This window comes from Nisaea sp. (assembly GCF_034670185.1).
Taxonomy (GTDB): domain Bacteria; phylum Pseudomonadota; class Alphaproteobacteria; order Thalassobaculales; family Thalassobaculaceae; genus Nisaea.
In genome coordinates, this window is the sequence record NZ_JAXMNY010000001.1 from 1,446,062 (window position 1) to 1,472,975 (window position 26,914).

The 26,914-nt window shown below is 58.0% G+C and carries 23 protein-coding genes; 12 read left to right on the plus strand and 11 right to left on the minus strand.

Annotated elements, in window-relative coordinates; all coding sequences use genetic code 11:
* Positions 1 to 187 precede the first annotated feature (187 nt).
* From VOI22_RS06875 to VOI22_RS06895, 5 genes are all read left to right on the plus strand, one after another.
* On the plus strand, positions 188 to 493 hold the full coding sequence (locus VOI22_RS06875) for a hypothetical protein (protein ID WP_323795791.1): 306 nt from the start codon (positions 188 to 190) through the stop codon (positions 491 to 493).
* A 131-nt stretch (positions 494 to 624) separates the two neighbouring features.
* Positions 625 to 2,100 carry an ABC transporter substrate-binding protein gene (locus VOI22_RS06880; protein ID WP_323795792.1) on the plus strand — a complete coding sequence of 492 codons (1,476 nt, stop codon included), beginning with the start codon at positions 625 to 627 and terminating at the stop codon, positions 2,098 to 2,100.
* A gap of 24 nt (positions 2,101 to 2,124) precedes the next feature.
* Positions 2,125 to 3,081: an ABC transporter permease gene (locus tag VOI22_RS06885; RefSeq protein WP_323795793.1), complete on the plus strand. Its 957-nt coding sequence runs from the start codon at positions 2,125 to 2,127 to the stop codon at positions 3,079 to 3,081.
* Entirely contained in the window at positions 3,074 to 3,961 is an 888-nt protein-coding gene (locus VOI22_RS06890) for an ABC transporter permease (RefSeq protein WP_323795794.1), read from the plus strand. The genes VOI22_RS06885 and VOI22_RS06890 overlap by 8 nt, the downstream gene beginning before the upstream one ends.
* 125 nt (positions 3,962 to 4,086) lie before the next feature.
* The gene (locus VOI22_RS06895) at positions 4,087 to 4,716 is read left to right on the plus strand and encodes a class I SAM-dependent methyltransferase (protein WP_156901162.1); all 630 of its coding nucleotides are present in this window, start codon (positions 4,087 to 4,089) and stop codon (positions 4,714 to 4,716) included.
* Between the two features lie 30 nt (positions 4,717 to 4,746).
* On the opposite strand, the gene VOI22_RS06900 is transcribed toward VOI22_RS06895, so the two are convergent.
* Together VOI22_RS06900 and hspQ are read right to left on the minus strand one after the other, a co-directional pair.
* Positions 4,747 to 5,235 carry a GNAT family N-acetyltransferase gene (locus VOI22_RS06900; RefSeq protein WP_323795795.1) on the minus strand — a complete coding sequence of 163 codons (489 nt, stop codon included), beginning with the start codon at positions 5,233 to 5,235 and terminating at the stop codon, positions 4,747 to 4,749.
* A 111-nt stretch (positions 5,236 to 5,346) separates the two neighbouring features.
* The gene (gene hspQ / locus VOI22_RS06905; protein ID WP_323795796.1) at positions 5,347 to 5,676 is read right to left on the minus strand and encodes a heat shock protein HspQ; all 330 of its coding nucleotides are present in this window, start codon (positions 5,674 to 5,676) and stop codon (positions 5,347 to 5,349) included.
* A 214-nt stretch (positions 5,677 to 5,890) separates the two neighbouring features.
* On the opposite strand from hspQ, the gene VOI22_RS06910 reads away from it, so the two are divergent.
* A complete protein-coding gene (locus VOI22_RS06910) occupies positions 5,891 to 7,183 on the plus strand; it encodes an MFS transporter (RefSeq protein WP_323795797.1) in 1,293 nt (430 codons plus the stop codon).
* Between the two features lie 20 nt (positions 7,184 to 7,203).
* Here the strand turns inward: VOI22_RS06910 and VOI22_RS06915 are convergent, their stop codons facing one another.
* The gene (locus tag VOI22_RS06915) at positions 7,204 to 8,772 is read right to left on the minus strand and encodes an ATP-binding protein (RefSeq protein WP_323795798.1); all 1,569 of its coding nucleotides are present in this window, start codon (positions 8,770 to 8,772) and stop codon (positions 7,204 to 7,206) included.
* Between the two features lie 169 nt (positions 8,773 to 8,941).
* Positions 8,942 to 9,706 carry an Hpt domain-containing protein gene (locus VOI22_RS06920; protein ID WP_323795799.1) on the minus strand — a complete coding sequence of 255 codons (765 nt, stop codon included), beginning with the start codon at positions 9,704 to 9,706 and terminating at the stop codon, positions 8,942 to 8,944.
* Between the two features lie 214 nt (positions 9,707 to 9,920).
* On the opposite strand from VOI22_RS06920, the gene VOI22_RS06925 reads away from it, so the two are divergent.
* Entirely contained in the window at positions 9,921 to 10,301 is a 381-nt protein-coding gene (locus tag VOI22_RS06925; protein ID WP_323795800.1) for a response regulator, read from the plus strand.
* A 20-nt stretch (positions 10,302 to 10,321) separates the two neighbouring features.
* On the opposite strand, the gene VOI22_RS06930 is transcribed toward VOI22_RS06925, so the two are convergent.
* Positions 10,322 to 10,699: an Hpt domain-containing protein gene (locus VOI22_RS06930; protein ID WP_323795801.1), complete on the minus strand. Its 378-nt coding sequence runs from the start codon at positions 10,697 to 10,699 to the stop codon at positions 10,322 to 10,324.
* A 309-nt stretch (positions 10,700 to 11,008) separates the two neighbouring features.
* On the opposite strand from VOI22_RS06930, the gene VOI22_RS06935 reads away from it, so the two are divergent.
* Entirely contained in the window at positions 11,009 to 13,324 is a 2,316-nt protein-coding gene (locus tag VOI22_RS06935) for a PAS domain S-box protein (protein WP_323795802.1), read from the plus strand.
* Between the two features lie 46 nt (positions 13,325 to 13,370).
* Here the strand turns inward: VOI22_RS06935 and VOI22_RS06940 are convergent, their stop codons facing one another.
* Entirely contained in the window at positions 13,371 to 14,537 is a 1,167-nt protein-coding gene (locus VOI22_RS06940; protein WP_323795803.1) for a DUF2336 domain-containing protein, read from the minus strand.
* Positions 14,538 to 14,731: 194 nt separating this feature from the next.
* The gene (locus tag VOI22_RS06945) at positions 14,732 to 15,718 is read right to left on the minus strand and encodes an MBL fold metallo-hydrolase (RefSeq protein ID WP_323795804.1); all 987 of its coding nucleotides are present in this window, start codon (positions 15,716 to 15,718) and stop codon (positions 14,732 to 14,734) included.
* Between the two features lie 226 nt (positions 15,719 to 15,944).
* On the opposite strand from VOI22_RS06945, the gene pcaD reads away from it, so the two are divergent.
* The gene (gene pcaD, locus VOI22_RS06950; protein ID WP_323795806.1) at positions 15,945 to 16,739 is read left to right on the plus strand and encodes a 3-oxoadipate enol-lactonase; all 795 of its coding nucleotides are present in this window, start codon (positions 15,945 to 15,947) and stop codon (positions 16,737 to 16,739) included.
* Between the two features lie 14 nt (positions 16,740 to 16,753).
* Here the strand turns inward: pcaD and VOI22_RS06955 are convergent, their stop codons facing one another.
* On the minus strand, positions 16,754 to 17,770 hold the full coding sequence (locus tag VOI22_RS06955; protein WP_323795807.1) for a VCBS repeat-containing protein: 1,017 nt from the start codon (positions 17,768 to 17,770) through the stop codon (positions 16,754 to 16,756).
* A 161-nt stretch (positions 17,771 to 17,931) separates the two neighbouring features.
* Here VOI22_RS06955 and VOI22_RS06960 point away from each other — a divergent pair, with 161 nt between their 5' ends.
* A complete protein-coding gene (locus VOI22_RS06960) occupies positions 17,932 to 18,618 on the plus strand; it encodes a fumarylacetoacetate hydrolase family protein (protein WP_323795808.1) in 687 nt (228 codons plus the stop codon).
* An 80-nt stretch (positions 18,619 to 18,698) separates the two neighbouring features.
* On the opposite strand, the gene VOI22_RS06965 is transcribed toward VOI22_RS06960, so the two are convergent.
* The 3 genes from VOI22_RS06965 to VOI22_RS06975 form a co-directional block, all read right to left on the minus strand.
* Positions 18,699 to 20,216 carry a tripartite tricarboxylate transporter permease gene (locus tag VOI22_RS06965; RefSeq protein WP_323795809.1) on the minus strand — a complete coding sequence of 506 codons (1,518 nt, stop codon included), beginning with the start codon at positions 20,214 to 20,216 and terminating at the stop codon, positions 18,699 to 18,701.
* Between the two features lie 25 nt (positions 20,217 to 20,241).
* Entirely contained in the window at positions 20,242 to 20,739 is a 498-nt protein-coding gene (locus VOI22_RS06970; RefSeq protein WP_323795810.1) for a tripartite tricarboxylate transporter TctB family protein, read from the minus strand.
* A 109-nt stretch (positions 20,740 to 20,848) separates the two neighbouring features.
* Entirely contained in the window at positions 20,849 to 21,820 is a 972-nt protein-coding gene (locus tag VOI22_RS06975; protein ID WP_323795811.1) for a Bug family tripartite tricarboxylate transporter substrate binding protein, read from the minus strand.
* Between the two features lie 609 nt (positions 21,821 to 22,429).
* Here VOI22_RS06975 and VOI22_RS06980 point away from each other — a divergent pair.
* Together VOI22_RS06980 and fdhF are read left to right on the plus strand one after the other, a co-directional pair.
* Positions 22,430 to 24,127: an NAD(P)H-dependent oxidoreductase subunit E gene (locus VOI22_RS06980; RefSeq protein WP_323795812.1), complete on the plus strand. Its 1,698-nt coding sequence runs from the start codon at positions 22,430 to 22,432 to the stop codon at positions 24,125 to 24,127.
* A complete protein-coding gene (gene fdhF, locus VOI22_RS06985; protein ID WP_323795813.1) occupies positions 24,124 to 26,904 on the plus strand; it encodes a formate dehydrogenase subunit alpha in 2,781 nt (926 codons plus the stop codon). The genes VOI22_RS06980 and fdhF overlap by 4 nt, the downstream gene beginning before the upstream one ends.
* Positions 26,905 to 26,914: the final 10 nt, after the last annotated feature.

Consider the following 26,914-nt stretch of genomic DNA (forward strand, 5'->3'; position numbering starts at 1 on the left):
GTGCCCGCTCTCTTTGCATCCCGGCAAAACCGGGTCGTCGTCGCGGCTATAGATTCAGCTTCAGTGTCGCTCTCAACAATATCCGTAAACAAGACAAAAACATTGATTTGGATCAATGTTTTCTCGTCGCGAACCACGCAAATACATAACCGGCGCCTGTTCCCGGGCCAATGGATTGGAGTCGTTCATGCGCAAACCGATAACAGATGCAGCCGAGGTCTCCATCGAGTTTCCCGACAAGGCCTATCTCGGCTATTTCCATCGAGACAGTACATATGAAGTCGAACGTGAACGCGATGCCATTGCCGTGAAGCTTGTGCATCCGGGGGACGACAAGCGTGTCGCCTCCTTCCATCTTCACGACTACCTCCTGGCGGATGTCCTGTCCGCGACCGCCGACTGCCTCGAGAATGCCGAGATCGCGGCACCGCAGCGGGCCGCACTCGCCGAAGCAGCGGCAAAACTTTCAGCCATTTTGCGAGACCATAGCTAGCCTGACTGGCAGTCCGCCAAAGCATCCCGCATTTCCATTCCCGCTATTGCAGTGCAACAGGGGCCGTGTAAGGCTTGCCCCCTTTCGGGCGGAACCGTTCTGTGGAGCCGCTTTGGGCAGGGAGACAAGAAATGAAAACCACGCTGATCGCAGCAGCGCTGTTGGCCACTGGCCTCGGTATGTCCGGGCAGGCCGCCGCCAAGGATAGTCTGACACTCGGCATTGGACTTGAGCCGCCGCATCTGGACCCGACCGCTGGCGCCGCCGCCGCGATTGACGAGGTCGTCTATCAGAACGTGTTCGAGGGCCTGACCCGGATTGGCCCGGACGGTGCCGTACTGCCCGGACTGGCGAAAGTGTGGACAGTCTCCGACGACGGCCTGACCTACAGCTTCGCGCTCCGCGACGGTGTGAATTTCCACGATGGCACGGCATTCGATTCCGCCGACGTTCTGTTCTCGATCAACCGCGCCATGGCGGAAGACAGCACCAACGCCCAGAAAGGCCTGTTTGAACCGATCGCCAAGGTCGAGGCTCCGAACGCCCAGACCGTGACCATCACCCTGAAGCGTCCGACGGGACATTTCCTGTTCAACCTCGGTTGGGGTGACGTGGTCATGGTTGCGTCCGAAAGCGCGGATGGGAACAAGACCAAGCCGGTCGGGACCGGTCCGTTCACTTTTGATCGCTGGTCCAAGGGCTCCGAGATCCGCCTGAAGCGGAACGATGCCTATTGGGGCGATGCCGCGAAACTGGCCAAGGTCAGCTTCAAGGTCATGCCGGATGCCGCGTCATCGGCCGCCGCGCTGATGTCCGGCGATATCGACGTCTTCCCGAATTTCGGCGCGCCCGAGCTGCTGGAGCAGTTCCGCGCCGATCCGCGCTTCGAGGTCGTCGTCGGCACCACGGAGGGGGAAACCATTCTCTCCATGAACAATACGAACAAGGCCCTGAGCGACATTCGTGTCCGCCGCGCCATCGCCCATGCCATTGACCGGCAGGCGATCATCGACGGCGCCATGTTCGGCTCCGGCACGCCTATCGGCAGCCATTTCGCCCCGCACCATCCGGCATATGTCGATCTGACCGCTATGTATCCGCACGATCAGGCGAAAGCGAAGGCTCTACTGGCAGAAGCCGGTTACGCCTCCGGTCTGAAACTGCGCCTGACCCTGCCGCCGCCAAGCTATGCCCGCCGTGGCGGTGAAGTGATCGCCGCCCAGCTCGCTGCCGTCGGTATCGAAACGGACATCATCCCGGTTGAGTGGGCGCAATGGCTGAAGCAGGTGTTCAAGACGACGGATTATGATCTCACCATCGTCTCCCACACCGAGCCGTTCGATATCGGCATCTATGCGCGTGACAGCTACTACTTCAATTACAAGAGCGACCGCTTCAACAAGGTCTATGCAGACCTGACGGAAGCTGTCGATCCGGCCAAGCGGAAAGCGCTGATAGGCGAGGCCCAGAAAGTTCTGGCTGAAGACAGCGTCAACGGCTTCCTGTTCGAGCTGGCCCAGAATGGCGTCTGGAAAAAAGGCATCAAGGGTCTCTGGGCGAACCGTCCAATCCAGGCCAACGACGTGACCGCCGCTTACTGGGAATAACCTGAACCCGCCGGACTTCGTTCCATGCTCGAATTTACCGTGCGGCGCCTGACGGCACTGGCGGCGACCCTCGTGGTCGCCGCCCTGATTGTATTCCTCGTCATGGAAGTGCTTCCGGGCGATCCGGCGGAGGTCATGCTTGGCCTGAATGCGCAGCCGGATACGCTCGCAGCCTTGCGGGCACAGATGGGGCTCGACCGCCCGGCTCCCGAACGGTTCATCTCCTGGATCCTCGCCTTCCTCTCTGGCGACCTCGGGATCAGCTATACTTATGATGTGCCCGTTTCCGAGCTCATTGGCGAGCGCATGGTTGTCACCTTGCCGTTGGCCCTGATGGCCATCCTGTTCTCGACGCTCATCGCGCTTCCAAGCGGTGTGCTGTCCGCCATGTTCCGGGGCCGCCCGGCCGACACCATCATCATGGGGATCGCCCAGCTTGGCGTCGCGGTGCCGAATTTCTGGTTTGCCATCCTGCTGATCCTGCTTTTCGCCGTTACCCTCGGCTGGACCAGCGCGGGTGGCTTTCCCGGCTTCGAGGATGGCATATTGCCCGCCCTCGGCTCCCTCCTCCTGCCGGCCATAGCGCTCGCGCTGCCGCAGGCGGCCATTCTGGCCCGGGTCACACGCTCGTCCGTCATTGACGTACTCGGCGAGGACTACATCCGGACGGCCCGGGCAAAGGGATTGCCCGGAGGGACTGTTATCTGGCGGCACGCCGTCCGCAACGCGCTCGCCGCCCCGCTGACCATCATGGGCCTGCAATTCAGCTTCCTGCTCGCCGGGACCGTGATCATCGAGAATGTGTTCTATCTGCCAGGTTTGGGCCGCTTGATGTTCCAGGCCATCGCCCAGCGTGACCTGATCGTGGTGAAGGATATCGTCGTTCTGCTTGTCGCCATCGTCATCACAGTGAATTTCATCGTCGACATCCTCTACGCTTGGGCCGATCCGCGTCTCAGACAGGGTGGCGGCAATGTCTGATATCGCCACTCTCAGCTCTATACGCCAACGGACCGGTTTCTGGCGCCGGGCGATGCGTCACCCCGGTTTCCTGATCGGCGGTGCGATCTCCGTGTCAGTCCTGCTGATAGCGGCCCTGGCGCTAGTGTGGACGCCGTACCCTGTCACCGTGCTGAATATTGCTGAAAAGCTCAGCGCTGCATCGATCGGGCACCCGCTCGGCACGGATCATTTTGGCCGGGATATACTCTCCATGCTAATGGTCGGCGCAGGCAATTCCGTGGCAGTCGGTCTGGTCGCGGTCGGCCTTGGCATCGGTCTCGGCGGCCCACTCGGCCTCCTCTCGGCAATGCGGCCCGGATTGATCAGCGAAGCCGTGATGCGGGCAAGCGACCTCGCCTTCGCCTTTCCCGCCCTGCTGACAGCCGTGATGATCACGGCGATCTACGGGCCCGGAACCGTGAACTCGATCATTGCCATCGGTATCTTCAATGTCCCGGTCTTCGCCCGCCTTACCCGCGGCGTCTCGCTCTCGGTCTGGAAGATGGAATATGTCACAGCCGCGCGCGCTGTTGGCGTGCCTCCCCTGCAAATCGCCCTGCGCCACATGCTGCCCAACATCGCCAGCCCGCTGATCGTGCAAGCGACGATCCAGTTCGCCCTCGCCATCCTGGCCGAGGCCGGCCTCAGCTATCTCGGCCTCGGTACCCAGCCGCCGCAGCCAAGCTGGGGCAAAATGCTACACGAAGCGCAGACCATGCTCTATTTCGCGCCCATGCTGGCGATTCTCCCCGGACTCTGCATCGCAGTTACCGTGCTGGGCCTGAACCTGCTTGGCGACGGGCTTCGCGATCTACTCGATCCGAAACTTCGGCGTGCAGCAAAACTGCCAAAGACCTAGAATATTGGGAGGTGTACGGGGGATCAGTCACCGGACGCTGATTTTTCTGCTTTTGGTGCAAGATCGTTGCGCCTATCTATGAATGCTCAAGGTCGATATTCTGGCCTGATTTCAGGGAGTGCTTCATGGGTCTTCGAACAGCCAGAGAGGAAATCTTCTTCCTCTCAAGATGGCTTCGTGCCCCACTCAAGACAGGGTCTGTCCGTCCCAGTGGACGGGACCTGACTCGATTGATCGCCGGCACGGTCGCCGATCTGGCACCTGACGAATGGATCGTCGAGCTCGGCGGCGGAACAGGAGCGGTAACCCGTGCACTGATTGAGAACGGTATCGCTCCAGACCGCATGGTCGTTCTGGAACGGGATCGGGCTTTGTCCGACTGGCTGCGGAGCGCTTTCCCGGAAGTAACGGTCGTGACCGGGGATGCAGAGCATCTTCGGCGTCATCTTGCATCGAACAATGCGGGCCCGGTTCGGCGGATCGTTTCCAGCCTGCCCCTGCTGTCGCTCCCTCGCAGCCAACGCAATGTCATCCTCGCCGAAGCGTTCGCGGTATTGGGGGAAAACGGCTCCCTCATCCAATACAGCTATGGCCCGAGCTGCCCGGTGTCGCGGACATTGCGGGATGGCCTCGGGATCAATGCAAAGCATGTCGGCACGGCGTGGCGCAATCTACCGCCTGCCCGGGTGTGGGAATTCAAAAAGCAGGACTCGGAACAAGCAGCCCGCCCGGGACAACGTCAAAGCGCCGCCTGAACGCCCGCGGGTAAATCCCGGCGACTTGTCTCATTCGGTACCCAAACGATACTTGCGGAAAACACTGCCCGCGTAATCCACCTCGCCCACACGCTCAGCGCCCAACCGGTCAGTCCAGCGAAAATGCTTTCGCGAAAGCGGCAACAAGAACGTGACGAAGGGAATGCGCGTGTCGGATCTGGCAACAGCGAGCGCCTTCCCGGCAACTCGGATCCCCAACCCAAAATGGTCCGGTTTGAGCACCAAGCCAAAATCCCATTCACCGGCTTCTTTCTGAAACCCACCCCACCCGGCATAGACGTCATCTCTAAGAATTGCCCAATGGCCAAGACCATCGCGGCGCCAGAATTCTTCTTTGTAAGCGACGAACTGCTTACAGCGCGACTGATCCCAGTCACCTATCGCGAGCGGCATATGCTCGACGACGCGTGGATCCGACATATGTTCGGCAATTTCGCCTAGAGCAATTTCCGGCAGCCGGACGAAGCGGATTTCCGAAGAGTCTTTCGTTATAGGCAATGCTTGATCCGGGAGTTTCAAAAGGAACAGACAAGCCGAAAACATAGACGTCGTGTTCCGCCAACCGCACAAGGATCGGCGGGATCGTCATCAACAAGGTGTGAGATAGAGTCAGGCTTCGTGGTGACGGACGATATAGCGGCCGTCATCGAACCCCGTGAACTGCTCTGAAATAGAAGGATGGTTCACCGGGCCATTGTCGCTGTCGTCGACCAGGTTTTGCTCCGAGACATACGCGACGTAGTAGGTTTCCGGATTTTCGGCAAACAGATGATAGAACGGCTGATCGCGCCTCGGGCGGCGATCTTCCGGAATGGCGAGATACCAATCTTCGGTGTTGGCAAATTCGGGGTCGACATCAAACACAACGCCCCGGAAATCGAACATCTTGTGCCGAACAACCGCGCCGATTCCAAACCTGGCTTCGACTATTTTTACCACGGGCTACCCATTCCATTGTTTTTATTCGCTCTTACGGAACTTGTCCGGAATGTTGAGCAGCGTCAACCGTTGCCGGACAGCAATTGCCCGTCCGGCAGGATAGAGCAATTCCATCTGGAGACGAATATCTGTCTTGTTCTGTGATGTTTTTACCGACAATCTTTGGGTAATCGAGCAGATCAGTTCGAAAAAAAGAATCATCAGGGAGATAGAGATGTCCGTCGCGGCGCTTCGCGATCAGCTATTCGGCTACCTGAACGATCGCATTTTTTACGGATGGGTCATTCTCTCCGTCGCCGGGCTCGGCATTTTTGTCAGCGGTCCAGGTCAGTCCCACACCTTCAGCGTGTTCATTGACCCGATCAGTAAAGATCTCGGCATCTCAAGTACCGAGATCGCTTCGGCCTACGGGACAGCCACTCTGCTCGCCGCATTCTGCCTGCCATTTACCGGGCGCCTCGTCGACCGGTTCGGTCCCCGCATAATGGCCAGCGTGATCGTGATCCTGCTCGGCTTTGCCTGCCTGTTCTTCGGGGCAGCAGCCAATATGCTGTGGCTCGGGATCGGCTTCGCTTTGTTGCGTTTTTTCGGCCAGGGCTCGCTCATGCTGAGCTGTGCCAACATGACCTCCCAATGGTTCAGCAAGAAACGCGGCTATGCCATGGGCCTCATGGCACTTGGCTTCGCCGCCTCGATGGCGATCCACCCGCGACTAGGGCAATACCTGATCGACACAGTTGGCTGGCGTCAGGCCTGGACAGTGCTCGGGCTCACGACCTGGATACTGATGCTTCCGGTCATCTGGCTGCTCGTGCACGACAAGCCGGAGCAGAAGGGCCTTTATCCTGACGGCATAGCTCCGGAAAAAAAGGCTGGCGATACGACTGCGCAGACCGAAGCCATACCAGGCCTGTCCCTCAGCGAAGCGCTCCGGACACCGACATTTCACCTGCTATGGGTCGGAATGGTATCCATCGCCATGCTGGTCACCAGCCTGCATTTCTATCAGGTGAAGATCTTCAGCGCGCAAGGGTTGGAAGAACAGGTCGCCGCCTGGATGTTCCCGATCTCTGCCTGCACAATGGTGGCGATGATGCCCTTGGTGGGACGGACACTCGACAGGATAAAGTCTCGATACGCGTTTTCCATTGCCCTGCTGATCCAGGCCGCAGCCCTGCTCATGGTGACGCAGGTGACCAATGTTCCGACTGCCGTTGCCTATGCCGCCCTGTTCGGCCTTCTGAATGCCTGCAGCATGACGCTCTTCGGCTACGTCTGGCCGCGCTTCTTCGGCCGGGCACATCTCGGGAGCATTCAGGGTGTCGGACAGATGATCGGGGTCGTCGGTGCGTCTATCGGACCGCTACCGATAGGCTATGCGTTCGATCATTTCGGCTCGCCCACCCTGATGATCCAAGGCCTCGCCCTGTACCCCGCGGTCTGCGCCGTGCTCGCACTCTTTATCCGCACGCCGGCCGGCGTTCCGGTCGAACCGCATCTGGAGTAGCGGAACAGGAACGGACCGTATCAGGCGAGCGGCTCGATCCGGCTAGCTGGCAGGGTTACGGTAACAGTCGTCCCGACGCCCAGCTGGCTGACGATCTTCAAGTCGCCACAATGGGATTGGGCAATCGCCTGGGTGAGGTAGAGACCTAGCCCCGCTCCCTCGATCGAACGGCTGTAGGTTTCGTCCGTCGCCTGCTCGAACGGGTTCAGAACACGATCAAGATCGCTCTCGCGAATGCCCATTCCGTTGTCTTTCACCTCAAGCACCGCGCCTGCTTCCGGATCAACAGTGAGCCGCAGGGTGATCGTGCCGTCCGTATCCGTGAACTTAACGGCGTTGGTCAGCAAATTCATCAGAACCTGACGGATCTGCCGCTCGTCACCGGTAAATCCGACCGGCCTCTCCGGAAGCTCCGCCGTGAAATTTTGCGACTTCTCAGCAAGTTTCGGGCGGATCATGGCGATTGTGGCGGAGACCGAACGGCCAAGGTCAAATAGATCTTCCTTCAGCCCCATCTCTCCCAGCTCTATCCGGGAAACATCGAGAATGTCGTTGATCAACTCGAGGAGATGGGCTCCAGCTGAATGAATATGCTGGACGAACTCGGTATAGCGCTCACTGCCGATCGGCCCGAACATCTCCTTTTGCAGAAGATCTGAAAATCCGATGATGCTGTTTAGCGGAGTCCGCAATTCGTGACTCATATTGGCAAGAAACTGTGTCTTTGCCAGGCTGGCCAGATCGGCGCGATGCAGAGCCTCTTCAAGCTGCTTTGTTTTATCCGCGACCTTGGTCTGCAGATCACGCGCCTGCCGCCGCCGGACAGAAATATCGCGAAACCAGATAATCCGCGCCGCGCACCCTTCGAACTCCAGGGGCCTTCCGGACAACAATACCCAATGCGTCTCGCCATCGGCCGCCGTGTATTGAACCTCATGATCCGCCAACCGGGCGCTGAATTCCGGGTCTGTCAGCACAGCTTCAAGATTTTCCGTATTCTCACCAACCGGTTGCGGGCCGGTCTGGGTAAGAGTCTTGATGAAGTCTTCGCCGAGCCACGTCACAAGGGCCGCGTTAGCGATCAGACGCCGGTTGTCGTCACAACTCAGGACCAATGCCCCGATAGGACAATCCTCGATCGTCTTACGCAACACCGCGGCCTTTTCTTCAGCCGTGTCCCGGTTAAGCTTTTCTGAGACGTCTGCAACAACTGTTGCCAGCCCTCCCTGCCTGAGCGGTCGGGTGTCGATACGAACAACCCGGCCGGACCGGAGAACCGCCTGCCAATGATCGCTTCCGGAACCAACGGACATGGAACCGGTCAGTTGTTCGGGACTAAAACCATTGAGAAATCGCACATCGCCATGAGACGCCTGCAGGGTGTGAACGTCCTGCTCTCCCATGCCAAGCGACAAAGCATCGTCCGGCAAATCAAGCAAAGTGACGATCTTGCGGTTGAAAGCACTTAAACGGCCGTCGGAGTTCCATACGACAATACCGTCCCGCGAGGGGTCCGGTGCGACATCGAAGGTGCCATCGATAACCTCTTCAACGGCAACGGTAAGGCTACTGGTCCAAGTTTGCGTCATTGTCACTCGTTATCGAGAGAAGCCTAATTACAGGCGATAGTTTAAAATTTTCGCACCTTCATTAGAACAAGATTGGCAAATATTCCAGCAAAGATGAATCTACGATTCATTAAGTTTTCTTAATTTTTTTTATTCAATTTTTACAATCCGATCGTCCTCTAAGAGGACGTTAGATTAATCCAAGTTTTTGCAAAGCTTCAGCCAGATCGTCCCCAAACTCTTTACCTTTACGGACGATAGGAACCGATTCCGGGAGTGCTTGCAGCAATGGGTTGTCTCTGGTGAACGATGTCAGCAGAGCGCAGGGAATATCTTTCGTCGCCTTCATTGCTTTCAGGGCGCAGATAAGATCCACACCATCCATACCAGGCATGTTGGCCGAAACAAAAACGCAGTCCGGGCGAGTCTGATAAACGTACCCGATACCCTGGATCGACGATTGCACGCCCGTAACGCGATACCCGCAGGCCTCAAGCTCTTTCGTTACAAGCCGTGCTTGCGCGCCGGGCTCCATGATCAGACCGACTTCGACTTCCGTGGCGGTGACATCCGAGACATTGAACCTGGACCGCATCGGAAGGGAACGGACAACAGTATCGATCGGGCCATCGTTGGAAATCCGCCCATCGATCACATCGCCGAGCCGATCAATGAAAATCCGAACATCGTCAATATTGAGCGGCGCCCCGGAATCCGATGCAGAAATATAATCTTCACAGCGGTGCGCAAGGATTGTCAGGTTCGTGAACCCGAAGGTACCGCCAGATCCTTTCAGCGAATGCACGATACGGGCGAGGTCGACCATTTCGGACGGTTCCAGCTCGCCACGTTGGGCTGCACCATCAAGCATCTTGTCGAGCTGGCCTATGCTGTCATTTGCATAGTCCAAAAACTCCTGATGCAACCGCGCCAGATGTTTCTCAAAATCTTCCATCAGCTATCGAGCCTTCCTTTTGCCGTCAAACTGCAGCCTTCCGGGCCGCTCAAATTCATATGGCATGCTTTACCACTCGGTGGCGAGACGCCAATGCGCTACAGATCGTTCTATAATTTCCTGTAGAATCAATGGCGCCATTGACGCCAGGAACTTCACCGCACACAGTCCTTCTGCTCTCCCACCGGCTATGGGAAACTGGAAAGAAGCGCGCATGATAAAAATTCTGCATGTGGACGATGAAGCCGACATCCGGTCGATCGCAAAATTGACTCTGGAATCCATCGGAGGATTTGACGTTTTCTCCTGCGCCTCGGGCAAGGACGCCATAGCTGCCGTCGCGGATACCGCGCCGGACTTGATTGTCATGGATGTCATGATGCCTGAGATGGATGGTCCGACGACATTTCTCGCGATCCAGAAAATCCCGGCCGCAAGCCATATACCGGTCATTTTCATGACTGCGAAGACCCAGAAAGACGAGATTGACGGCCTGATGGACATTGGAGCTATCGGCGTTATCGCCAAACCATTCGACCCCATGCAACTGAGCAAAGAGGTCGAGCGTATCTGGAATAGCCGCCCCACCGGATGATTGATTGACGCTCATCATCATCAGAACGGAACAGTACCGATTTCCGGGTCTGCGAACATTCGAGTGCTTTCCTCGAAGACGAGAGTCACTGCCGCCGCAAGCTCTTCTTGTCGTGCCGCATCCATATCGTTCACACCTTCGTCCATCAACTGAGCGCAAAGAACTTCGAGCTCTCTCGCTGATTTCGAGACATCGGCATATCCATACGTACCCGAAGAACCTGCGATCGTATGAGCTTCACGCTTGATGAACTCCAGTGCCTCGGAGATGTTTTTATCTTCTGACCCGGAGTTGATTTCCGACCAGTTCCGCTCGATCACACCGACACGGCCGCGGCAGATTTCGAGAAATTCTTCACGCAGAGACAAGAACGCCTGTCGAAGGTCGCTATCCGTCATTTCCGGTGCGCCATTTTCGTCATTGCAGCCTCTCCATCCGGCGATCCGTCGGGTTAGCGTCGTTACCCTTGCCCAACAAACCGCTCGCTGCCCTTTTTGTCTTCTTGGGCAACATATTTGACAGCGGTTTAAATCAGGTTAAGGCCGCGCAAAAAACACGAAACCATATCGATATCCCGCAGAGTCCCCAACCAAAACGACAACAACGAAGTATTAACTCTCCTATGTCACGGTTCTTCGCTGGCCATTTCCCGGACCATCAGATTTCAAGCGGGATTGGGTACCAGGACCAGCGATGAAAGCGACGCTATGTCGCTCGTGCCTGATTATCCGGGCATTGATGAGGGCCAGATGGCAGAGTCAGAAACCACCAACGACGCTCCCTGGAAAGACAGCGCCAACATCCTGAAAACGCTCCAGAAAATCGCGAAAGCGCTTTATTGGGAGTGGGATTCAGAGCGGAAAAAACTCCGACTTCATGGTGCTGGAGCGCTATCCATTTGGAAGCCCGAAATACTGCCTGGCGGTGAAATTGATGTCTCGCTGGTAGCCTCGTCTGATCGGGCACTGGTGCGCCGGACTTTCGAGACGATCTTTAACGACGCCGTTCCGGATCCGATTACCTTTGAGGCGCGGGCCGACCAAGACGCTTTAAGCGTGACCTACATGCTGCGGGCCGAACCGGTGCATGACGAAAAAAGAGCGGTTATCTGCGGCATCATCAAGGATGTTTCAGACAACATGCTTCTGATAGAGCGCGCGCGGTCAGCAGAAGAAAAGTTGCTCGACGCGGTCGAGGCTCTGAGAGACGGATTAGTTATCTACGACGCCGACGACCGCCTTGTCCTCTGCAACCAGAGATACCGAGATCTTTATCCAAAATCAGCGCACGCGATGAAACCGGGCGCGACTTTCAGCGAAATCATCCTAGCCGGACTTGAGGCCGGCGAATACGCCCAAGCTGTCGGACGTGAAGAAGAATGGTTCCGAGAAAGACTATTGATACATAAATATTCCGATCAAGAGGTCGAGCAACAATTGACTGATGGTCGCTGGATCCGGGTCGCCGAGCGCACAACAGTCGACGGAATGCGAATAGGACTGCGGATCGATATTACCCGACTGAAGGAAAACGAAGCCCAACTCAAGGCCACGCTGGCGCGATTGCAGCAAAGCGAGCTTGAAGCCCGCCGGTTATCGGTTGTCGTGGACAGAACCAAATCCATGGTCATGATTCTCGATAAGGACGGCCGCCTGGAATGGGTGAATCCTGCTTTCACGGAAATCACCGGGTACAGAATTGAAGAAATCGTCGGCAAAGACCCCCGATCCATCTTGCGCGGAGCTGACACTGACCAAGAGATCATGCAATCCGTCGACACCGAGATTGAGCAGGGAAAGTCGGTCAGCGGCACGATACAGCTTTACAAGAAGAGCGGCGTTCCGATCTGGGTGGAATTCGAGCGCCAGCCTATCCGGGACACCGATGACACAGTCATTCAACAAATGGTCGTCGCGCATGATGTGAGTGAACACGTCACGACCGCCGAAGTCCTTGCCGAACGCGCGGAGTCCATCCGCGCTATCCTCGATACAGTGGTGGATGCCATCATCACGATCGACAGCAATGGCGTTATCCTCACCTTCAACCCGGCAGCCGAACGCATGTTCGGCATCAGGCGCAAAGATGCTCTTGGGAAAAACGTCAGTATCCTCATGTCCGGGCACCACCACACAAATCACCCGCGCTATATCGCTAGCTATTTGACCGGCCATACAAAGAACGTGATTGGAAAGAACAGGGAGTTCACCGCGATAAAATCGGACGGAACCGTTTTTCCAATCGAACTCGCGGTCGGTGAAATGTTCGTCGGCACCAGCCTCCGGTTTGTCGGCATTATTCGAGACATTTCGGAGCGCAAAGAGCTTGAACGCATCAAGCGAGAGTTCATTTCCACCGTCAGTCACGAATTGAAAACACCGCTGACCTCGATCACAGGCGCCCTCGGGCTGACACGCAGCGGCATAATAGGCCCGCTGACCGAGAAGATGCATGAGGTCATCGATATCGCGTACCGCAATAGTGAGCGCCTCGGCGTGCTGGTGACCGATATTCTGGACGTCGAGAAAATTGATGCCGGCCAGATGTCTTACGATATGCAGCCGAGTAGTATTGAACAGCTGATCTCTGACTGCGTTGTCAGCATGCAGCCATACTCCAGCAAGTTCGGCGTCAGTATCAAGATCTGTGGAAAGGCAGAAGATCCGAATTTCACAGGAGACCCGAACCGCATCACTCAGGTCATTACAAACCTGATATCAAACGGGATCAAATTCTCCAAATCCGGCCAACAGGTCGAAATCAGATCCGAAAGCACGGCAGACACCCTCACATTTTCGGTCAGGGATCACGGGGAAGGTATTCCCGAGGAATTGCAGGAACGGATATTCACACGATTTTTCCGGGTGGACAGTGCCGATGACAGGCACAGCAGCGGCACCGGCCTGGGGCTGAGCATCTGCCAGCCAATTATAGAGGCTCATGGCGGCACAATATCTGTCGAAAGTAGCCCCGGTGCAGGATCGACCTTCACAGTCCGCATTTCACGAAACGCTGATACCTGAGAAAACTAATTTCCAGAGGTGGCTGCTGACGCCTCAGAAACCGGCTTCAGTGCAAGTGCTCGCGTGCCTCGGCCGTGCTTGAGGTCAAGGCGGTCAGACGCTTCAGCAGATAATCGACATCTTCCTCGGTAAGACCGAAATCATCCGTCTCGAACGCGGTCAGCAGACGTTCCAGCACTTTGAGACTGAACCGCTCCCTGTCGCTCTCCAGTCCGTCATAGTCGGTATCGCGCATCACATCGATTGCCTTGCGCAGCACCGGGAAAGAGCGTTTCGGCAGCCCGGATCGCTCGAACAGCGCCTTCAGTCCGCGATTACCTTCATCGTCGAACAGTTTCTGCGCATTTAACAACGGCACAGATGCCAGTTCAGCCAGTGCTGCCTGGGCAAAGGACAGGTCACCGAGGCAAGCAGCGCGGACAACAATTGATTCCGTAAGGCGGCCATTGCGATGCAATTCGGCTACAAGGTCTTCGACCTTCTGCGCGCCTGCCCCGTTTGAAACAAGACTCAGCGTCGCGTTCTCACGCGCTTCCAGAAGCAAGTCGGTCGCCATATTTGCCGGCAGGTCGTGATGCTTCACGAGATGCTCACGCAAGCGATCCGATACGATGGATACCAAGCGCTCCGAAATTCCCACCGGCAGTGTCGAACGGTTCACCAACCCGTCCTGGATATTCTCATCGTCACCGAACCGGTCGATCGCCTTCTTGAAACCACTTTCCGAAATCGCAGCGCCTTCATTGCGCACGAGTGTTTCAACAACCGTCTGGTTGCCTTTGTCGATCAATGTCTCGGCAACAGCCTCCGGAACGTTTTCACGCCGGGCAATTGCCGATTGCTTCATTTCATCCGTCGCGGATGCGATCTCGATCAGATCTTCCTCGCGCAGCACCTCGGAAAATTCGAGGACCGGCATTGCGACCGATTCCACGTCTTTTGCCAGAAGCAGCGCGACATCATGCGGCAGGTCTTTCGCAGACTTCGCCTCACGGGCAAGTGCTTCGCGGACCCTACGTTCCGCATCGCGCGCCATGACCCGGAGAATTTCCTGGGCCATCGGCAATTCCGTGGCGGAAAAGCTGGATGCAGAAAGTTGCCCCGCTACCTTGGCTACCGTCGCAGCGCGATTATCGGCGGAAGGATCTTTCAGCAGAGATTGGACATCAGCCGCTGAGAGTGCCCCACCGCCATTGTCACCAGAGCTCACCATGCGCTTCCTCACATCTCGCTGCATTTATAGCGGATGAGTGTTCCGCAACAATGGTTAACGTTTCATTATCAAACGAAAACTTGATGCGTCACTCTTGTTGAAGTGTAGCAGATTTCATGACCGGTCGCGCAAGTATTAGAAGCGGCGCCCCTAAAGAACGCGCCGCTCCTTACCACCCACAGCCTTTGGAGTGCCTATAGATTGAGCTGGTAGCTTGCCGGCACCCAGCGATAGGCAACTCCGTGCCTTTCCACATACCCCACGGCCGGGAACGGCATGTGATATCCCGTAGCGGGGATTTTCTCGGCCGCCGCCATATCCAGCAAGCGCTTCCGCGTCGCCGCAGCAGCTTCCTTGTCCATGTCAAACCGCACATGCCAGTCCGGCCGCTGCAATGACGCAACGTAATGGTTCGTTGCATCGGCCCAGGCGAGCAATCTACGGCCCTCGCTTTCGAAGTGATACGCCATATGCCCCGGCGTGTGTCCTGCGGCACCAACCGCCTGAATTCCGGACACGACGTCCTCGCCGGGTTTCAGGAACGTCATCTTCTCCGCGAACGGGACAACGTTGCTCTGCACCAGCTTGCCTACCCGGGCAAGCTGACCCTCGGCCATTTCCGGTGGAGACCAGAAATCGTATTCCGCCGCGCCCGTCACGTAACGCGCGTTGGGGAACAATGCGCCGCCGCCTTCCATGAGACCGCCGATATGGTCTGGATGGAAATGCGTCAGCACGACAATGTCGATCTGGTCCGCGGTAAATCCGGCCCGGCCAAGAGCCTCCGCGAGGTGTCCGGCATTCGGCCGACGGCCATTACCGTTTCCGGAGTCGAACATGATCACTTCAGTGCCGGTATTCACGATAACCGGCGTGAAGGAAATCTCCATACGGTTCCCCGGCAGATGATTTTCCTCCGCGAGCCGGACCACGTCTTCCTGCGTCTGATTTTGCCCGAAAATCGGGTGTGGACCATCAAGTTGAATGGCCCCGTCCGAGATCGTGGTCACCTCGAAGTTGCCGAGCTTGAAGCGATAGTGGGACGGGTGCGACGCCCCTTGCATTGGAGCCGCTGCCTCAACGACAGACGGCAGGCTGGAAAGCACGGCCGGTGCGGCCAACGTTCCAGCGGCAGCGAACATTGCTTCCCGCCGGGTCAGTGCTTTAAATCGGTTCGTCATCTGGATCCTCCCTCAACCGAACGAAATCTAATGCCTTGGAAATAGCGCAGCAGGGGACGCAGAAAAGATGGGCATCGTCAGAAAAACAGCCCGCTCACCTAGCTTCTCTTCGCCCGTCCCACGCCAATTGCAGGACGGCTTGCCGCGCAGAACTTAATTAGGATGGAATTTCCGCAGGTTAAGGGTACAAAACCCGTGCAGAAGAGAACCTGGGCGAGGACATAAAATGGCATTCTTCAAAGCTGGATCACGAACATTTCACTATTCCGACCGGACAATCGGGACCGGCCCAACACTGGTTCTCGCCAATTCTCTCGGTACAGACTTCCGGATCTGGGACCCGCTGCTGCCCAAGCTGAAAGGGATCGGACGGATTGTCCGGTACGATAAGCGCGGTCATGGTCTGACGGACGTGTCCGAGCCTCCCTATTCCATTCAGGATCTGAGCTCCGACCTGAAAGCTATCGTGGATCATGTCGGGCTTGATCATTTTCTGCTCGGTGGCGTTTCCATCGGCGGCATGATCGCCCAGGACTATGCGGCCTGTTACCCTAAGCAGGTCGACGGCCTCGTTTGCATGGATACCGCTCCGAAAATTGGGGAAGCCGCTCTTTGGCAGGACCGTATCGATGCGATTTCCGCGAACGGCCTCGAGAGTATCGCCGATGGCGTCATGGAGCGCTGGTTCTCGGCTGATTTCCGGAAAAACAATCCGGCCGCCACGGCAGGATGGCGCAATCTGCTCGCCCGGACCACACAGGCCGGCTATCTCGGCTGTTGCGCGGCAATCCGTGACGCGGACCTGACCGAAGCCACTCTCTCGTTGACCGTTCCGACTTTGGTGCTCTGCGGTGCGGAAGACGGTGCGACGCCGCCTGCACTCGTCAAGGCTATGGCCGATGCCATGAAAAACGCGTCCTACGTCGAAGTTCCCAACGCGGGCCACATCCCAAGCCTTGAGCAACCTGATTTTCTGGCCAATGCCATGAACCGTTTCTTCAAGGAGAACGGGTTTACCTGAACCGGAAGGCCGGGCTAGGGCGCCCAGCGTATCTCGTGAAGCGTGCCGTCTCTGTCGAGATAGACTGCGCTCTGCGTACTCGTCGCGATGATGCGGGACCGGGGTGCTGATGGAATCACCACCTCTGCGATCCTGCGCACCCCATCTGTGGTGAGCGATACGGCGGCAATCGCACCATATCCTCGCACGGGCAGGATAAGATCGGGAGTACCGTCACCGTCTACATCGGCGACTTCCGAAAGGTCCTGAACCGTCGAGCCGCCATGATGGTTGGCATAACCGCCTTCCCGCGCCTGCTCTCTGAGGCGGCCAACGCGCCATTCCGAAAAAACCAACTCGCCGCGGATATGCGGGCGGTCGACATAGGCAATCTCGGTAAAACCGTCGGCATCGAAATCCGCAATACCGGCGATATTCAGCCAGCGGTACGGCGCGCCTATCCTCGCTGAGCTGGCCAGCCGGAGCAGCGCGGGATCACCGTCGCTGTTCCTGCCGAGACCGAACACCGCAATACCGGCGCCGCCGGTCGATGATGCCGTGATGGTCACGATTTCCGGTCTCCCGGAAAGTGCGCGATCGAGATCGACAATCCGGGGCTCGAGATCCTCGAACACTTCGTCCGCTATCACCGTATAAATCGCGGGCTTGCCGCCCTTCTCCTGCACCACCAGGCTCAGCGCTTCCACCGGATCGCCTAGAGCGCCATGGCCGTAGCTTTCCGTTTCACCTGTATACCAGGCTCTGATCAGGCCATCCGGACTGATGGCAACCCGGCCGTCCTTCACGAGGGGATACGGCAGCGGCTCGGGCCCTGGCAGCTGCACCGGACCAGATCTCTCGATAACCTGCCCGTCACCGGTGACTTCAAACATCGCTCCATTCTCGGCCAGTGCGAGAACGCGACCAGCCACATCGATGAGCCTGCCGCCGGGCGCTGTCAGATCCAGTTTGTGGACCGACAGTTCCGCTGCCGATACGGACATCGCCGCCATTGCCATGACAGATATAATCAAAATAGTTGCAACCCGCATGCGCTCAACCTCTCCGGAGACCCGGTCGAAATGACGAAGAAAGCTGGTCGAATATATGACTGGACGCGCCCATGTCCCTGTCCGATATGTATCGCAGTTGTTCACAGGCACGCGAGCGCGGACGACGCGACGTGCCCCAACCTCCCATCAAGGAGTCCGACATGAGCTATGTTTTCACGCCGCCCCCGGCAGTCTCCCTGCCCGTCCGCGGCCAGGACGATCGCTTCCCGGTGCATCGGGTTTATTGCGTCGGGCGCAACTATGCCGAACATGCCATCGAAATGGGCCATGATCCGGACAAGGAGCCGCCGTTCTTCTTTCAGAAGAATCCGGACAACCTGATCGTCCCGGATCTGAAGTTCCCCTATCCGCCGCAATCCAATGACGTGCACCACGAAATCGAGATGGTCGTCGCGCTGAAGAAGGGCGGAACCGACATTCCCCTCGAGGATGCCCTTGACTGTGTTTATGGCTACGCGGTGTCTCTCGACATGACCCGGCGCGATCTGCAGGGCCAGATGAAGAAGCTCGGTCGGCCATGGGAAATCGGCAAGGCGTTCGAGATGTCCGCCCCGTGCGGCGAGATTGTCCCCGCCTCCGACATCGGTCACCCGGAAAACGGCGCCGTCTGGCTCAAGGTCAATGGTGAGATGCGCCAGGAAGGCGATTTGAACCAGATGCTCTGGAAAGTCCCGGAAATGATCTCCTACCTTTCTGGCCTTTTCACACTTGTCCCGGGTGACATCATCATGTCTGGCACGCCGGCCGGCGTTGGCCCCGTCGTCCGCGGCGATCTCATGCATGGGCATGTCGAAGGCGTTGGTGATCTGGTCGTAAACGTGATCTGAGACAAGCGTTTCTGCTGAATCAGAAAGGGCGGCCTTAACGGCCGCCCTTTCTTGTTTCGACGATGAACGTTTTCGCGAGGTCAGACCTCGGCGTTCTTCGCCTGCTTGCGTTTTTTCCGGATCACCTGCACCAGCGGCAGCAGAAGCAGAACAATCGCGATCATCGTGATAGGCCCTGCAATCGGCCGGGTGAAGAACACCGTCGCATCTCCGCCGGAAATGATCAGGCTCTGGCGAAGGGCCGGCTCGGCGATCGGGCCAAGCACGATCGCAAGCACTGCCGGCGCCAGCGGATAATCCAGCTTGCGGAGCGCATACGCTCCGAAACCGAAGATCACCATGAGCCAGACATCGTGCATGTCCTCGGTCGGGGCGTAACCGCCAACAAGACAGAGCACGAAAATGATCGGCGCCAGCACGGTGAACGGCATCTTCAACACATAGAGGAAGACCGGGATGAAGAGAATGTTGATGATCACCGCGAAGAAATTCGCGGCATAGAGACTTGCGGTCAGGCCCCAGACGAAATCTGACTGTTCGATGAACATCATCGGGCCCGGGACAAGCCCCCAGATCACCATCCCGCCGAGCAGGATCGCGGTGGTTGGAGAGCCAGGAATCCCAAGGGTCAGCATGGGCAGCATCGCGCCTGTCGAAGCGGCATTATTCGCCGCTTCCGGCGCAATCACGCCGCCAACATCCCCCTTGCCGTAATTCTCCGGGGTCTTCGAGGTCATTTTCGAGATGCCATAGGCCATCAGCGCGCCCGGTGTCGCGCCCGCTGCCGGCAGAATGCCGACAAAGAAGCCGAGCAGTGAGCCAATCCAGGCCGGCTTCCACTCCTTCAATACATCTTTCAGGTGAGAAACCGTTCGGGAAGCCGAAACCTCCACCTTGGACATCATCGGGTTCCCGCGCGTGGAATCGATGGTCCAGAGCATCTCGCCAATACCGTAGACGCCAATCGCCAGCACCAGGAAGTTGATGCCGTGCAGGAAGCCGATAATGTCGAAGAAAACCAGACGCGGCGTCCCACTGATAATGTCCATGCCAACCGCACTGAACACCAGGCCGATACAGATAGAGAAGACGGTCTTGGCGATATCATCACCACCAAGTCCGACAAAGGTCGCGAAAGCCAGCAACATGAGCGCGAAGATTTCCTGATCACCGAAATCAAGCGCCACGCTGGCCAGCGCCGGCGCAAAACCGGTGAACAGAATGATCGAAATGGTGCCGCCGAAGAAGGATGCCACCGCCGCCGCTATCAGGGCCTTGTCGGCAAGCCCCTTCAGGGCAAGCGGTCGTCCGTCGAAGGTTGTCGCAACCGCTGTCGATGCCCCCGGAATTCCGAGCATGATCGAGCTGATAGCACCGCCGTACATCGCGCCGTAATAGATCGCGGCCAAAAAGATGATGGCTGAGGTCGGCGGCACAAGAAAGGTCAGCGGCAAGAGGATCGCTACGCCGTTGACCGATCCGAGGCCCGGCATCGCACCGATAAACAGTCCGACAGTCACACCGACGACGACCAGCCCGAGATTAAGCGGCTCGAAGGCGATCAGAAAGCCGCCCAGAAGATGCTGAATGATATCCATAACCTAATTTCCCCAGGCCGGTCGTCTAAAGGAAGATGTCGTAGAGCGGATAAAACAGCGGCTCCAAGTATCCCTTGGGCAGCACGATCCGCATGGCGACGTCGAAGAAGAAGAAAATCACAACCGGCGCAGTCCCGGATATCACCAGCGTCGGCACCCAGCCATGTCGTCCGAGGACTCTCAGATAGAACAGCATGAATATGGGCACCGATCCGTAGACGCCGATTACATGAACCATTGCCACCAGAGCGACCACGCTGCCACCAACCAGCAGCAACATCCGGATCGCGTGAGCATCCATGAATTGATCCTGGGATCGGGACTGAGGAGTCGCCCGGCGAACCCAGTTCACGATTGTCCAGATGTTACAGACCAACATGATGGCCGCCAGCCAGAACGGCCAAGCACCGCCCCCGGGACCCTCATGTTTCACCCAGCCGATATTCAGCTCAGTACTCTTCCACATCAGGTAGATGGAAAATGCTGCCAACAAGACAGCCGTGACCAGTTCCGCGCGGCGCATGTGCGGCGACCTTCCTCATTCGATCATGAATAGAAAAAGAGACGGGATTCAAGATCCCTTAAATCACACTCCCGGAGCGCTCAGGCTCCGGGAGTGCTGAGATTTGCGATCAGGAAGCGCCGGCCTTGGCCAGCATCTTGCGATGCGTCTCGTTGTTGACCTTCCAGTAAGCCTGAAGCTCGGCTCCAGACAGGAAGTCGCCATAGAGGCTCTTGCTCGCGCGATAGTCCTGCCATTCCTTGCTGTCGAAGACCTTCTTGAACAGCGAGGTATAGTAAGCCTGTGCGTCCTGGGACATACCCGGCGCGCCAACGACGCTCCGCTGCATGTAGTAAGCAAAGTCCTGGCCTTTTTCGATCATGGTCGGGGCGTTCGGGAACTTATCCAGACGCTCCTTGGTGAAAGCCACCAGCGGAATAGCAACGCCGGCGTTATAGAAGCCTTCGATTTCCGACGGGTTGTTCACGGAGGAATTGATGTGCTTGCCGGCAACCTGCTTGGCCACCGTGCCGCCGCCCTTGTAGGGAACGTACTTCATCTTCAGGCCGAAATTGGAGTTCAGGAAATCCGTGATGAGCTGGTCTTCCTGCAACTTTCCGGTACCGCCCATGACCCACTGATCGCCAACGCTCTTCACATGGTCGACCCACTGTTCAAAGCTGGTCAGGCCTGAATCCTTGTGGACCCAGAGCAGGAAGGTATCTTCCGCCATCCGCGCAACCGGCGCGAATTTCAAGGAGTCCACACCAAGGCCAGGCTGACGCATCGGAGTCGTATAGAAGCTGTTCAGGGTCACCATGATGGTGTGGTCCTGATCCTTGGCATTCTGCACGTGCACGAGAGCTTCAGCGCCCGAGCCACCCGGCTTGTTGATCGGAATCAACGGCTTGGAGGCCATTTTATGTTTTTCAACAATGGTCTGCATCAGACGGGCCATCTTGTCGGCGCCACCGCCCTTACCGGCCATGATAATGAAGTCGACCGGCTTTACCGGTTCGAATGCCTGTGCCGACGCATTTACGGCGAGTCCTAGACCGGCAACAACCGCCAAGCCCATAAGACAGCGTCTTGAGATTTTCATTGAATTCCTCCCTTGTTGTTTCCGGACAAATTAATTTTTTTCTTTTTGTCCGTCGCCACAGCGTAGTCCGGCTTTTCAGCAAGGACCAACAACTTTTCATGGCATGAAAATGGTATACCAAGCCCAAGTATCTTGTATACCAGTTTCTCTTGAGCTCAGAGTCAGCCGTGAACGCTATGCGGTAAATCGCTTGTAAAACGCCGCAGATTTATTGAATGTTTTCGGCGACATGACACTCTGTGGCACTCGACAGCCAGAAGCCACGAGACTATGGTATACAAGATGCCAATACATAATGAGCTGCCCGTACGAGCGAAAACGAGAGCACACTAAAGGGTAAGGTTATTCGATTGTTTGGCGATTTCCGGCTCAAGGCCGGGTCGACGAGAATGAAAATACTGCCACCGGGGAAGCCCAAGGCGAACATGACGTGCGAAAAGCACGCAACGAATAAAAGGCGACGCTCAGAAGCGAAATGATGACGCGCACGGGCGAAGCAAAACAAGAACTGGCCGATAGCGTTCAATAGGACGCGATTGGGAGAGACTCAGGATTCTGTCAAAAGGGTCCGGGATATGCCGAGGAAGCAACAAGAAGGCCGCAAAGACCATGAATCAGATGAAAGTCGGGAAAAAGATCCATCCCGGTTCGGGCCGACGGAAAGCCCCGGCATTACCGAAAGGCCGGTTTCTTGAGAGCGACGACCGGGACCGCGTGCGCGATATCCTTGGCGACCTTCCACGCCGACGTGACTTGCTGATCGAACATCTGCATCTGATCCAGGACAGCGAGGGATGCCTGCCTGCCGGTCTCCTGCACGCATTGGCCGCCGAGATGCGCATTCCCATGTCGGAGATCTATGAAGTCGCGTCCTTCTATGCGCATTTCGACATTGTCCGCGACGGCGAGGAGCGCCCTGCCCCCGTTACCATTCGGGTCTGTGAGTCCCTGAGCTGTGCCCTTGCAGGCGCAGAGCAGCTCATCTCGGAACTTGAAGCTAATGCTGATGCCGACATCCGCGTGCTGCGCGCGCCCTGCATGGGCCGCTGCGATCTTGCACCGGTTGCCGAAGTCGGGCACCGGCATGTCGATAACTGCACAACCGAAAAAGCGTTTGAAGTCGCCAAAAGCGGTGACCTGCACCCGCACATCCCGGAGTACAAGGCATTCGACGCCTATCGCCAGGATGGCGGCTATGCCGCGCTGGAGACCTGCACATCCGGCAAGCACACTGTCGAAGATGTGATCGGGACTCTTTCCGACGGTGGGCTGCGGGGTCTGGGCGGCGCCGGTTTCCCGACCGGGCGGAAATGGAGTTTCGTGCGCGCCGAAGAAGGCCCTCGCCTGATGGCCGTCAACGGTGACGAGGGCGAGCCCGGTACCTTCAAGGACAGGATGTTTCTTGAAAGCAACCCGCATCAGTTCCTGGAAGGCATGCTGATTGGCGCCTGGGTGGTCGAGGCTGAAGAGGTCTTTATCTATCTGCGCGACGAGTATCCGGCTGCCCGCGAAATCCTGCTGAAGGAGATCGCCGCGGTCGAGGCGGCCGGCCTCGCCGAACACACAAAGATCACACTGCGCCGCGGCGCAGGCGCCTATATTTGCGGCGAAGAGTCCGCAATGATCGAATCCATCGAAGGCAAACGCGGGCTGCCGCGCCACCGCCCGCCTTATGTCTCGGTCAACGGCATTTTCGGCCGACCGACGCTGGTAAATAATATCGAGACGCTCTACTGGGTGCCCGAGATCCTGAAGAACGGCGCCAAATGGTTCGCGGACCAGGGCAAGAACGACTGCAAGGGGCTACGCAGCTATTCCGTCTCCGGCCGGGTGAAGAACCCGGGCGTGAAGCTGGTTCCGGCCGGCACCACGGCGCGCGAACTGATCGAGGATCATTCCGGCGGCATGGCCGACGGGCACAGCTTCAAGGGCTACCTGCCCGGCGGCCCGTCCGGCGGCATACTGCCGAAGGATATGGCCGACATCCCCCTTGATTTCGGCCAGCTGGAGAAACACGGTTCCTTCGTCGGCTCCCATGCCGTCGTCATCCTTTCCGACAAGGACGACATGAAGGACGTGGCGCTCAACCTGCTGAAATTCTTCGAGGACGAAAGCTGCGGCCAGTGCACGCCCTGCCGCAACGGTACCGAGAAGGCAGTCCAGCTGATGCAGCAGCCGAGCTGGGACACGGACCTCCTCGAAGAACTCAGCGCGGTCATGGCGGACGCCTCCATCTGCGGGCTCGGCCAGGCAGCACCCAACCCGATCCGATCAGTGATGAAATTTTTCCCTGGAGACCTGAAATGAGCGATCGCATCTCTTTCGAGTTGAACGGCGAAACCGTCGAAGCGCTGTCCGGTGAAACCATCTGGCAGGTTGCGGACCGCCTCGGCACCGAGATCCCGCACCTGTGCTGGCAGCCCGAGAAAGACTACCGGGCCGACGGCAACTGCCGGGCCTGCATGGTCGAGGTAGAGGGCGAACGCACCCTCACCGCCTCTTGCGTCCGCACACCGACGCCGGGCATGAAAGTGCAGACGGCAAGCGAGCGGGCGAAAAAATCCCGCGACATGGTGTTCGAGCTGCTGATCGCCGATCAGCCGGAACGCGAAACCAGTCATGACCCGGATTCCAAATTCTGGAACTGGGTCGACCAGATGGAAATCGGGGATGGCAGCCGGTTCCCCGGAACCGACAGACCGAAAGCAGATCTCAGCCACTCCGCGATCACGGTCAATCTGGACGCCTGCATCAACTGCAATCTCTGCGTCCGGGCCTGCCGCGAAGTCCAGGTGAATGACGTCATCGGCATGGCCTATCGCGGGCATGGCTCCAAGGTCGTCTTCGATTTCGACGAGGGCATGGGCGAGTCTACCTGCGTTGCCTGCGGCGAATGCGTTCAGGCCTGCCCGACCGGCGCACTGATGGAAGCGAACCTGCTCGACAAAGCCGGAACCCGGACAGAGTACGCCGACCGCGTGGTCGACACTCTCTGCCCCTATTGCGGCGTCGGCTGCCAGACCCGCGTGCATGTGAAGGACGACAAGATCCTTCAGATCGACGGCCGCGACGGCCCCGCCAACAACAACCGGCTTTGTGTAAAGGGCCGCTTCGGCTTCGATTACATCCACCATCCGGACCGGCTGACCGTGCCGCTGATCCGCCGCGACGATGCGCCGAAAGCCGGCGACATCGAAATTGATCGTGGCGATGTCTCGAAATATTTCCGCGAGGCGACCTGGAAAGAAGCCCTGGAACGCGCGGCCTCCGGTCTCAAGAAAGTGCGCGACCGTGACGGTGGCGACGCGCTTGCCGGTTTCGGCTCGGCAAAATGCTCGAACGAGGAAGCCTATGTCTTCCAGAAGCTGATCCGGCAGGGTTTCGGCACCAACAATGTCGATCACTGCACCCGGCTCTGCCACGCCTCATCGGTTGCCGCCCTGATGGAAGGGCTCAATTCCGGCGCCGTGACAGCCCCCTTCACTGCCGCCGAGGACAGCGACTGCATTATCGTGATCGGTGCCCGCCCGGCGGAAAACCATCCAGTCGCGGCGACCTTCCTGAAGGCTGCTGCCAAGAAGGGCAAAGAGCTGATCATCATGGACCCGCGCGGCCAGAATAACGGTCTCGCCCGCCATGCGACCAAGGTTCTGCAGTTCAAGCCCGGCTCTGACGTCGCCTTGCTGAACGGCATGCTGCACACCATTGTCGAGGAAAACCTCTACGACGTTCAGTATGTCGCGGCGAACACAGAAGGCTTCGAAGCTCTGAAATCCAGCATCAAGGATTTCGCGCCGGAGAAGATGGAAGAGATCTGCGGCATTCCCGCCGAGACCATCCGCTCCGTCGCCCGTCTCTACGCCACATCGACGGCGTCGCTGATTTTCTGGGGCATGGGCGTCTCCCAGCATATCCACGGCACGGACAATGCCCGCTGCCTGATCGCGCTGGCCCTGACCACTGGTCAGATCGGTCGCCCCGGTAGCGGCCTGCATCCGCTGCGTGGCCAGAACAACGTGCAGGGCGCATCCGATGCAGGCATGATCCCGATGGTCTTCCCGGACTACAAGTCCGTCGAAGATCCCGGCATCCGCTCGCTCTATGAAGAGTTCTGGAAAACCGACCTGCCACCGGTCAAGGGCCTCACCGTGGTTGAGATCATCGACGCCATCCTGCGCGACGAGATCAAGTCCATGTATATCCTCGGTGAAAACCCGGCCATGTCGGACCCTGACCAGAACCACGCCCGCGCAGCCCTCGCCCGGCTGGAGCATCTCGTGGTCCAGGATATCTTCCTGACCGAGACCGCCTGGCATGCCGACGTTGTCCTGCCCGCCTCCGCCCATGCGGAGAAATGGGGCACCTTCACCAACACCAACCGTCAGGTGCAGATCGCGCGCCCGGTGGTTCCCGCTCCGGGTCAGGCCCGGCAGGACTGGGAGTTGGTGCAGGAACTGGCGCAGCGCATCGGGCTGGACTGGGACTACAAGCACCCCTCCGACATCTTCACAGAAATGACGGAGATCATGCCATCCCTGAAGAACATCACCTGGGAACGGCTGGAACGCGAAGAAGCGGTTACCTATCCCTGCGACGCGCCGGACCAGCCCGGAAACGCCATCATCTTTGGCGACCGGTTCCCGACGGAGTCCGGCCGCGCCAAGATCGTCCCGGCCCAGGTCACGGCACCGGCGGAGCTGCCGGATGCGGAATATCCGATGATCCTCACTACTGGGCGCCTGCTGGAGCACTGGCACACCGGCAGCATGACCCGGCGTTCAGCGACACTCGATGCCCTGGAGCCTGAAGCCATTGCCGGCCTCAATCGCTGGGACATGAAGCGGATGAACGTGCAGGCCGGCGATTATGTTCGGGTCACGACCCGGCGCGGCACGGTTGCCCTGAAAGCCCGGCAGGATGTGGATGTTCCGGAAGGGATGATCTTCATTCCGTTCTGCTTCGCGGAGGCGGCTGCCAACTTGCTGACCAATCCGCAGCTCGATCCGATGGGCAAGATTCCGGAGTTCAAATTCTGCGCCGCCAAGATCGAGGCCGTGCAGGAAAGTGTGGAAGCCGCGGAATAAGCGGCCATGG

What these genes read in the sequence shown, in the direction of transcription:
- VOI22_RS06975 (WP_323795811.1), bottom strand. Translation starts at nt 21,820, where the DNA reads ATGAAAATCTCAAGACGCTGTCTTATGGGCTTGGCGGTTGTTGCCGGT.
- VOI22_RS06960 (WP_323795808.1), top strand. Translation starts at nt 17,932, where the DNA reads ATGAGCTATGTTTTCACGCCGCCCCCGGCAGTCTCCCTGCCCGTCCGC.
- VOI22_RS06930 (WP_323795801.1), bottom strand. Translation starts at nt 10,699, where the DNA reads ATGACGGATAGCGACCTTCGACAGGCGTTCTTGTCTCTGCGTGAAGAA.
- fdhF (WP_323795813.1), top strand. Translation starts at nt 24,124, where the DNA reads ATGAGCGATCGCATCTCTTTCGAGTTGAACGGCGAAACCGTCGAAGCG.
- VOI22_RS06945 (WP_323795804.1), bottom strand. Translation starts at nt 15,718, where the DNA reads ATGACGAACCGATTTAAAGCACTGACCCGGCGGGAAGCAATGTTCGCT.
- VOI22_RS06920 (WP_323795799.1), bottom strand. Translation starts at nt 9,706, where the DNA reads ATGGAAGATTTTGAGAAACATCTGGCGCGGTTGCATCAGGAGTTTTTG.
- VOI22_RS06910 (WP_323795797.1), top strand. Translation starts at nt 5,891, where the DNA reads ATGTCCGTCGCGGCGCTTCGCGATCAGCTATTCGGCTACCTGAACGAT.
- VOI22_RS06885 (WP_323795793.1), top strand. Translation starts at nt 2,125, where the DNA reads ATGCTCGAATTTACCGTGCGGCGCCTGACGGCACTGGCGGCGACCCTC.
- VOI22_RS06940 (WP_323795803.1), bottom strand. Translation starts at nt 14,537, where the DNA reads ATGGTGAGCTCTGGTGACAATGGCGGTGGGGCACTCTCAGCGGCTGAT.
- VOI22_RS06935 (WP_323795802.1), top strand. Translation starts at nt 11,009, where the DNA reads ATGTCGCTCGTGCCTGATTATCCGGGCATTGATGAGGGCCAGATGGCA.
- VOI22_RS06890 (WP_323795794.1), top strand. Translation starts at nt 3,074, where the DNA reads ATGTCTGATATCGCCACTCTCAGCTCTATACGCCAACGGACCGGTTTC.
- VOI22_RS06875 (WP_323795791.1), top strand. Translation starts at nt 188, where the DNA reads ATGCGCAAACCGATAACAGATGCAGCCGAGGTCTCCATCGAGTTTCCC.
- VOI22_RS06965 (WP_323795809.1), bottom strand. Translation starts at nt 20,216, where the DNA reads ATGGATATCATTCAGCATCTTCTGGGCGGCTTTCTGATCGCCTTCGAG.
- pcaD (WP_323795806.1), top strand. Translation starts at nt 15,945, where the DNA reads ATGGCATTCTTCAAAGCTGGATCACGAACATTTCACTATTCCGACCGG.
- VOI22_RS06955 (WP_323795807.1), bottom strand. Translation starts at nt 17,770, where the DNA reads ATGCGGGTTGCAACTATTTTGATTATATCTGTCATGGCAATGGCGGCG.
- VOI22_RS06925 (WP_323795800.1), top strand. Translation starts at nt 9,921, where the DNA reads ATGATAAAAATTCTGCATGTGGACGATGAAGCCGACATCCGGTCGATC.
- VOI22_RS06970 (WP_323795810.1), bottom strand. Translation starts at nt 20,739, where the DNA reads ATGCGCCGCGCGGAACTGGTCACGGCTGTCTTGTTGGCAGCATTTTCC.
- VOI22_RS06895 (WP_156901162.1), top strand. Translation starts at nt 4,087, where the DNA reads ATGGGTCTTCGAACAGCCAGAGAGGAAATCTTCTTCCTCTCAAGATGG.
- VOI22_RS06915 (WP_323795798.1), bottom strand. Translation starts at nt 8,772, where the DNA reads ATGACGCAAACTTGGACCAGTAGCCTTACCGTTGCCGTTGAAGAGGTT.
- VOI22_RS06880 (WP_323795792.1), top strand. Translation starts at nt 625, where the DNA reads ATGAAAACCACGCTGATCGCAGCAGCGCTGTTGGCCACTGGCCTCGGT.
- VOI22_RS06980 (WP_323795812.1), top strand. Translation starts at nt 22,430, where the DNA reads ATGAATCAGATGAAAGTCGGGAAAAAGATCCATCCCGGTTCGGGCCGA.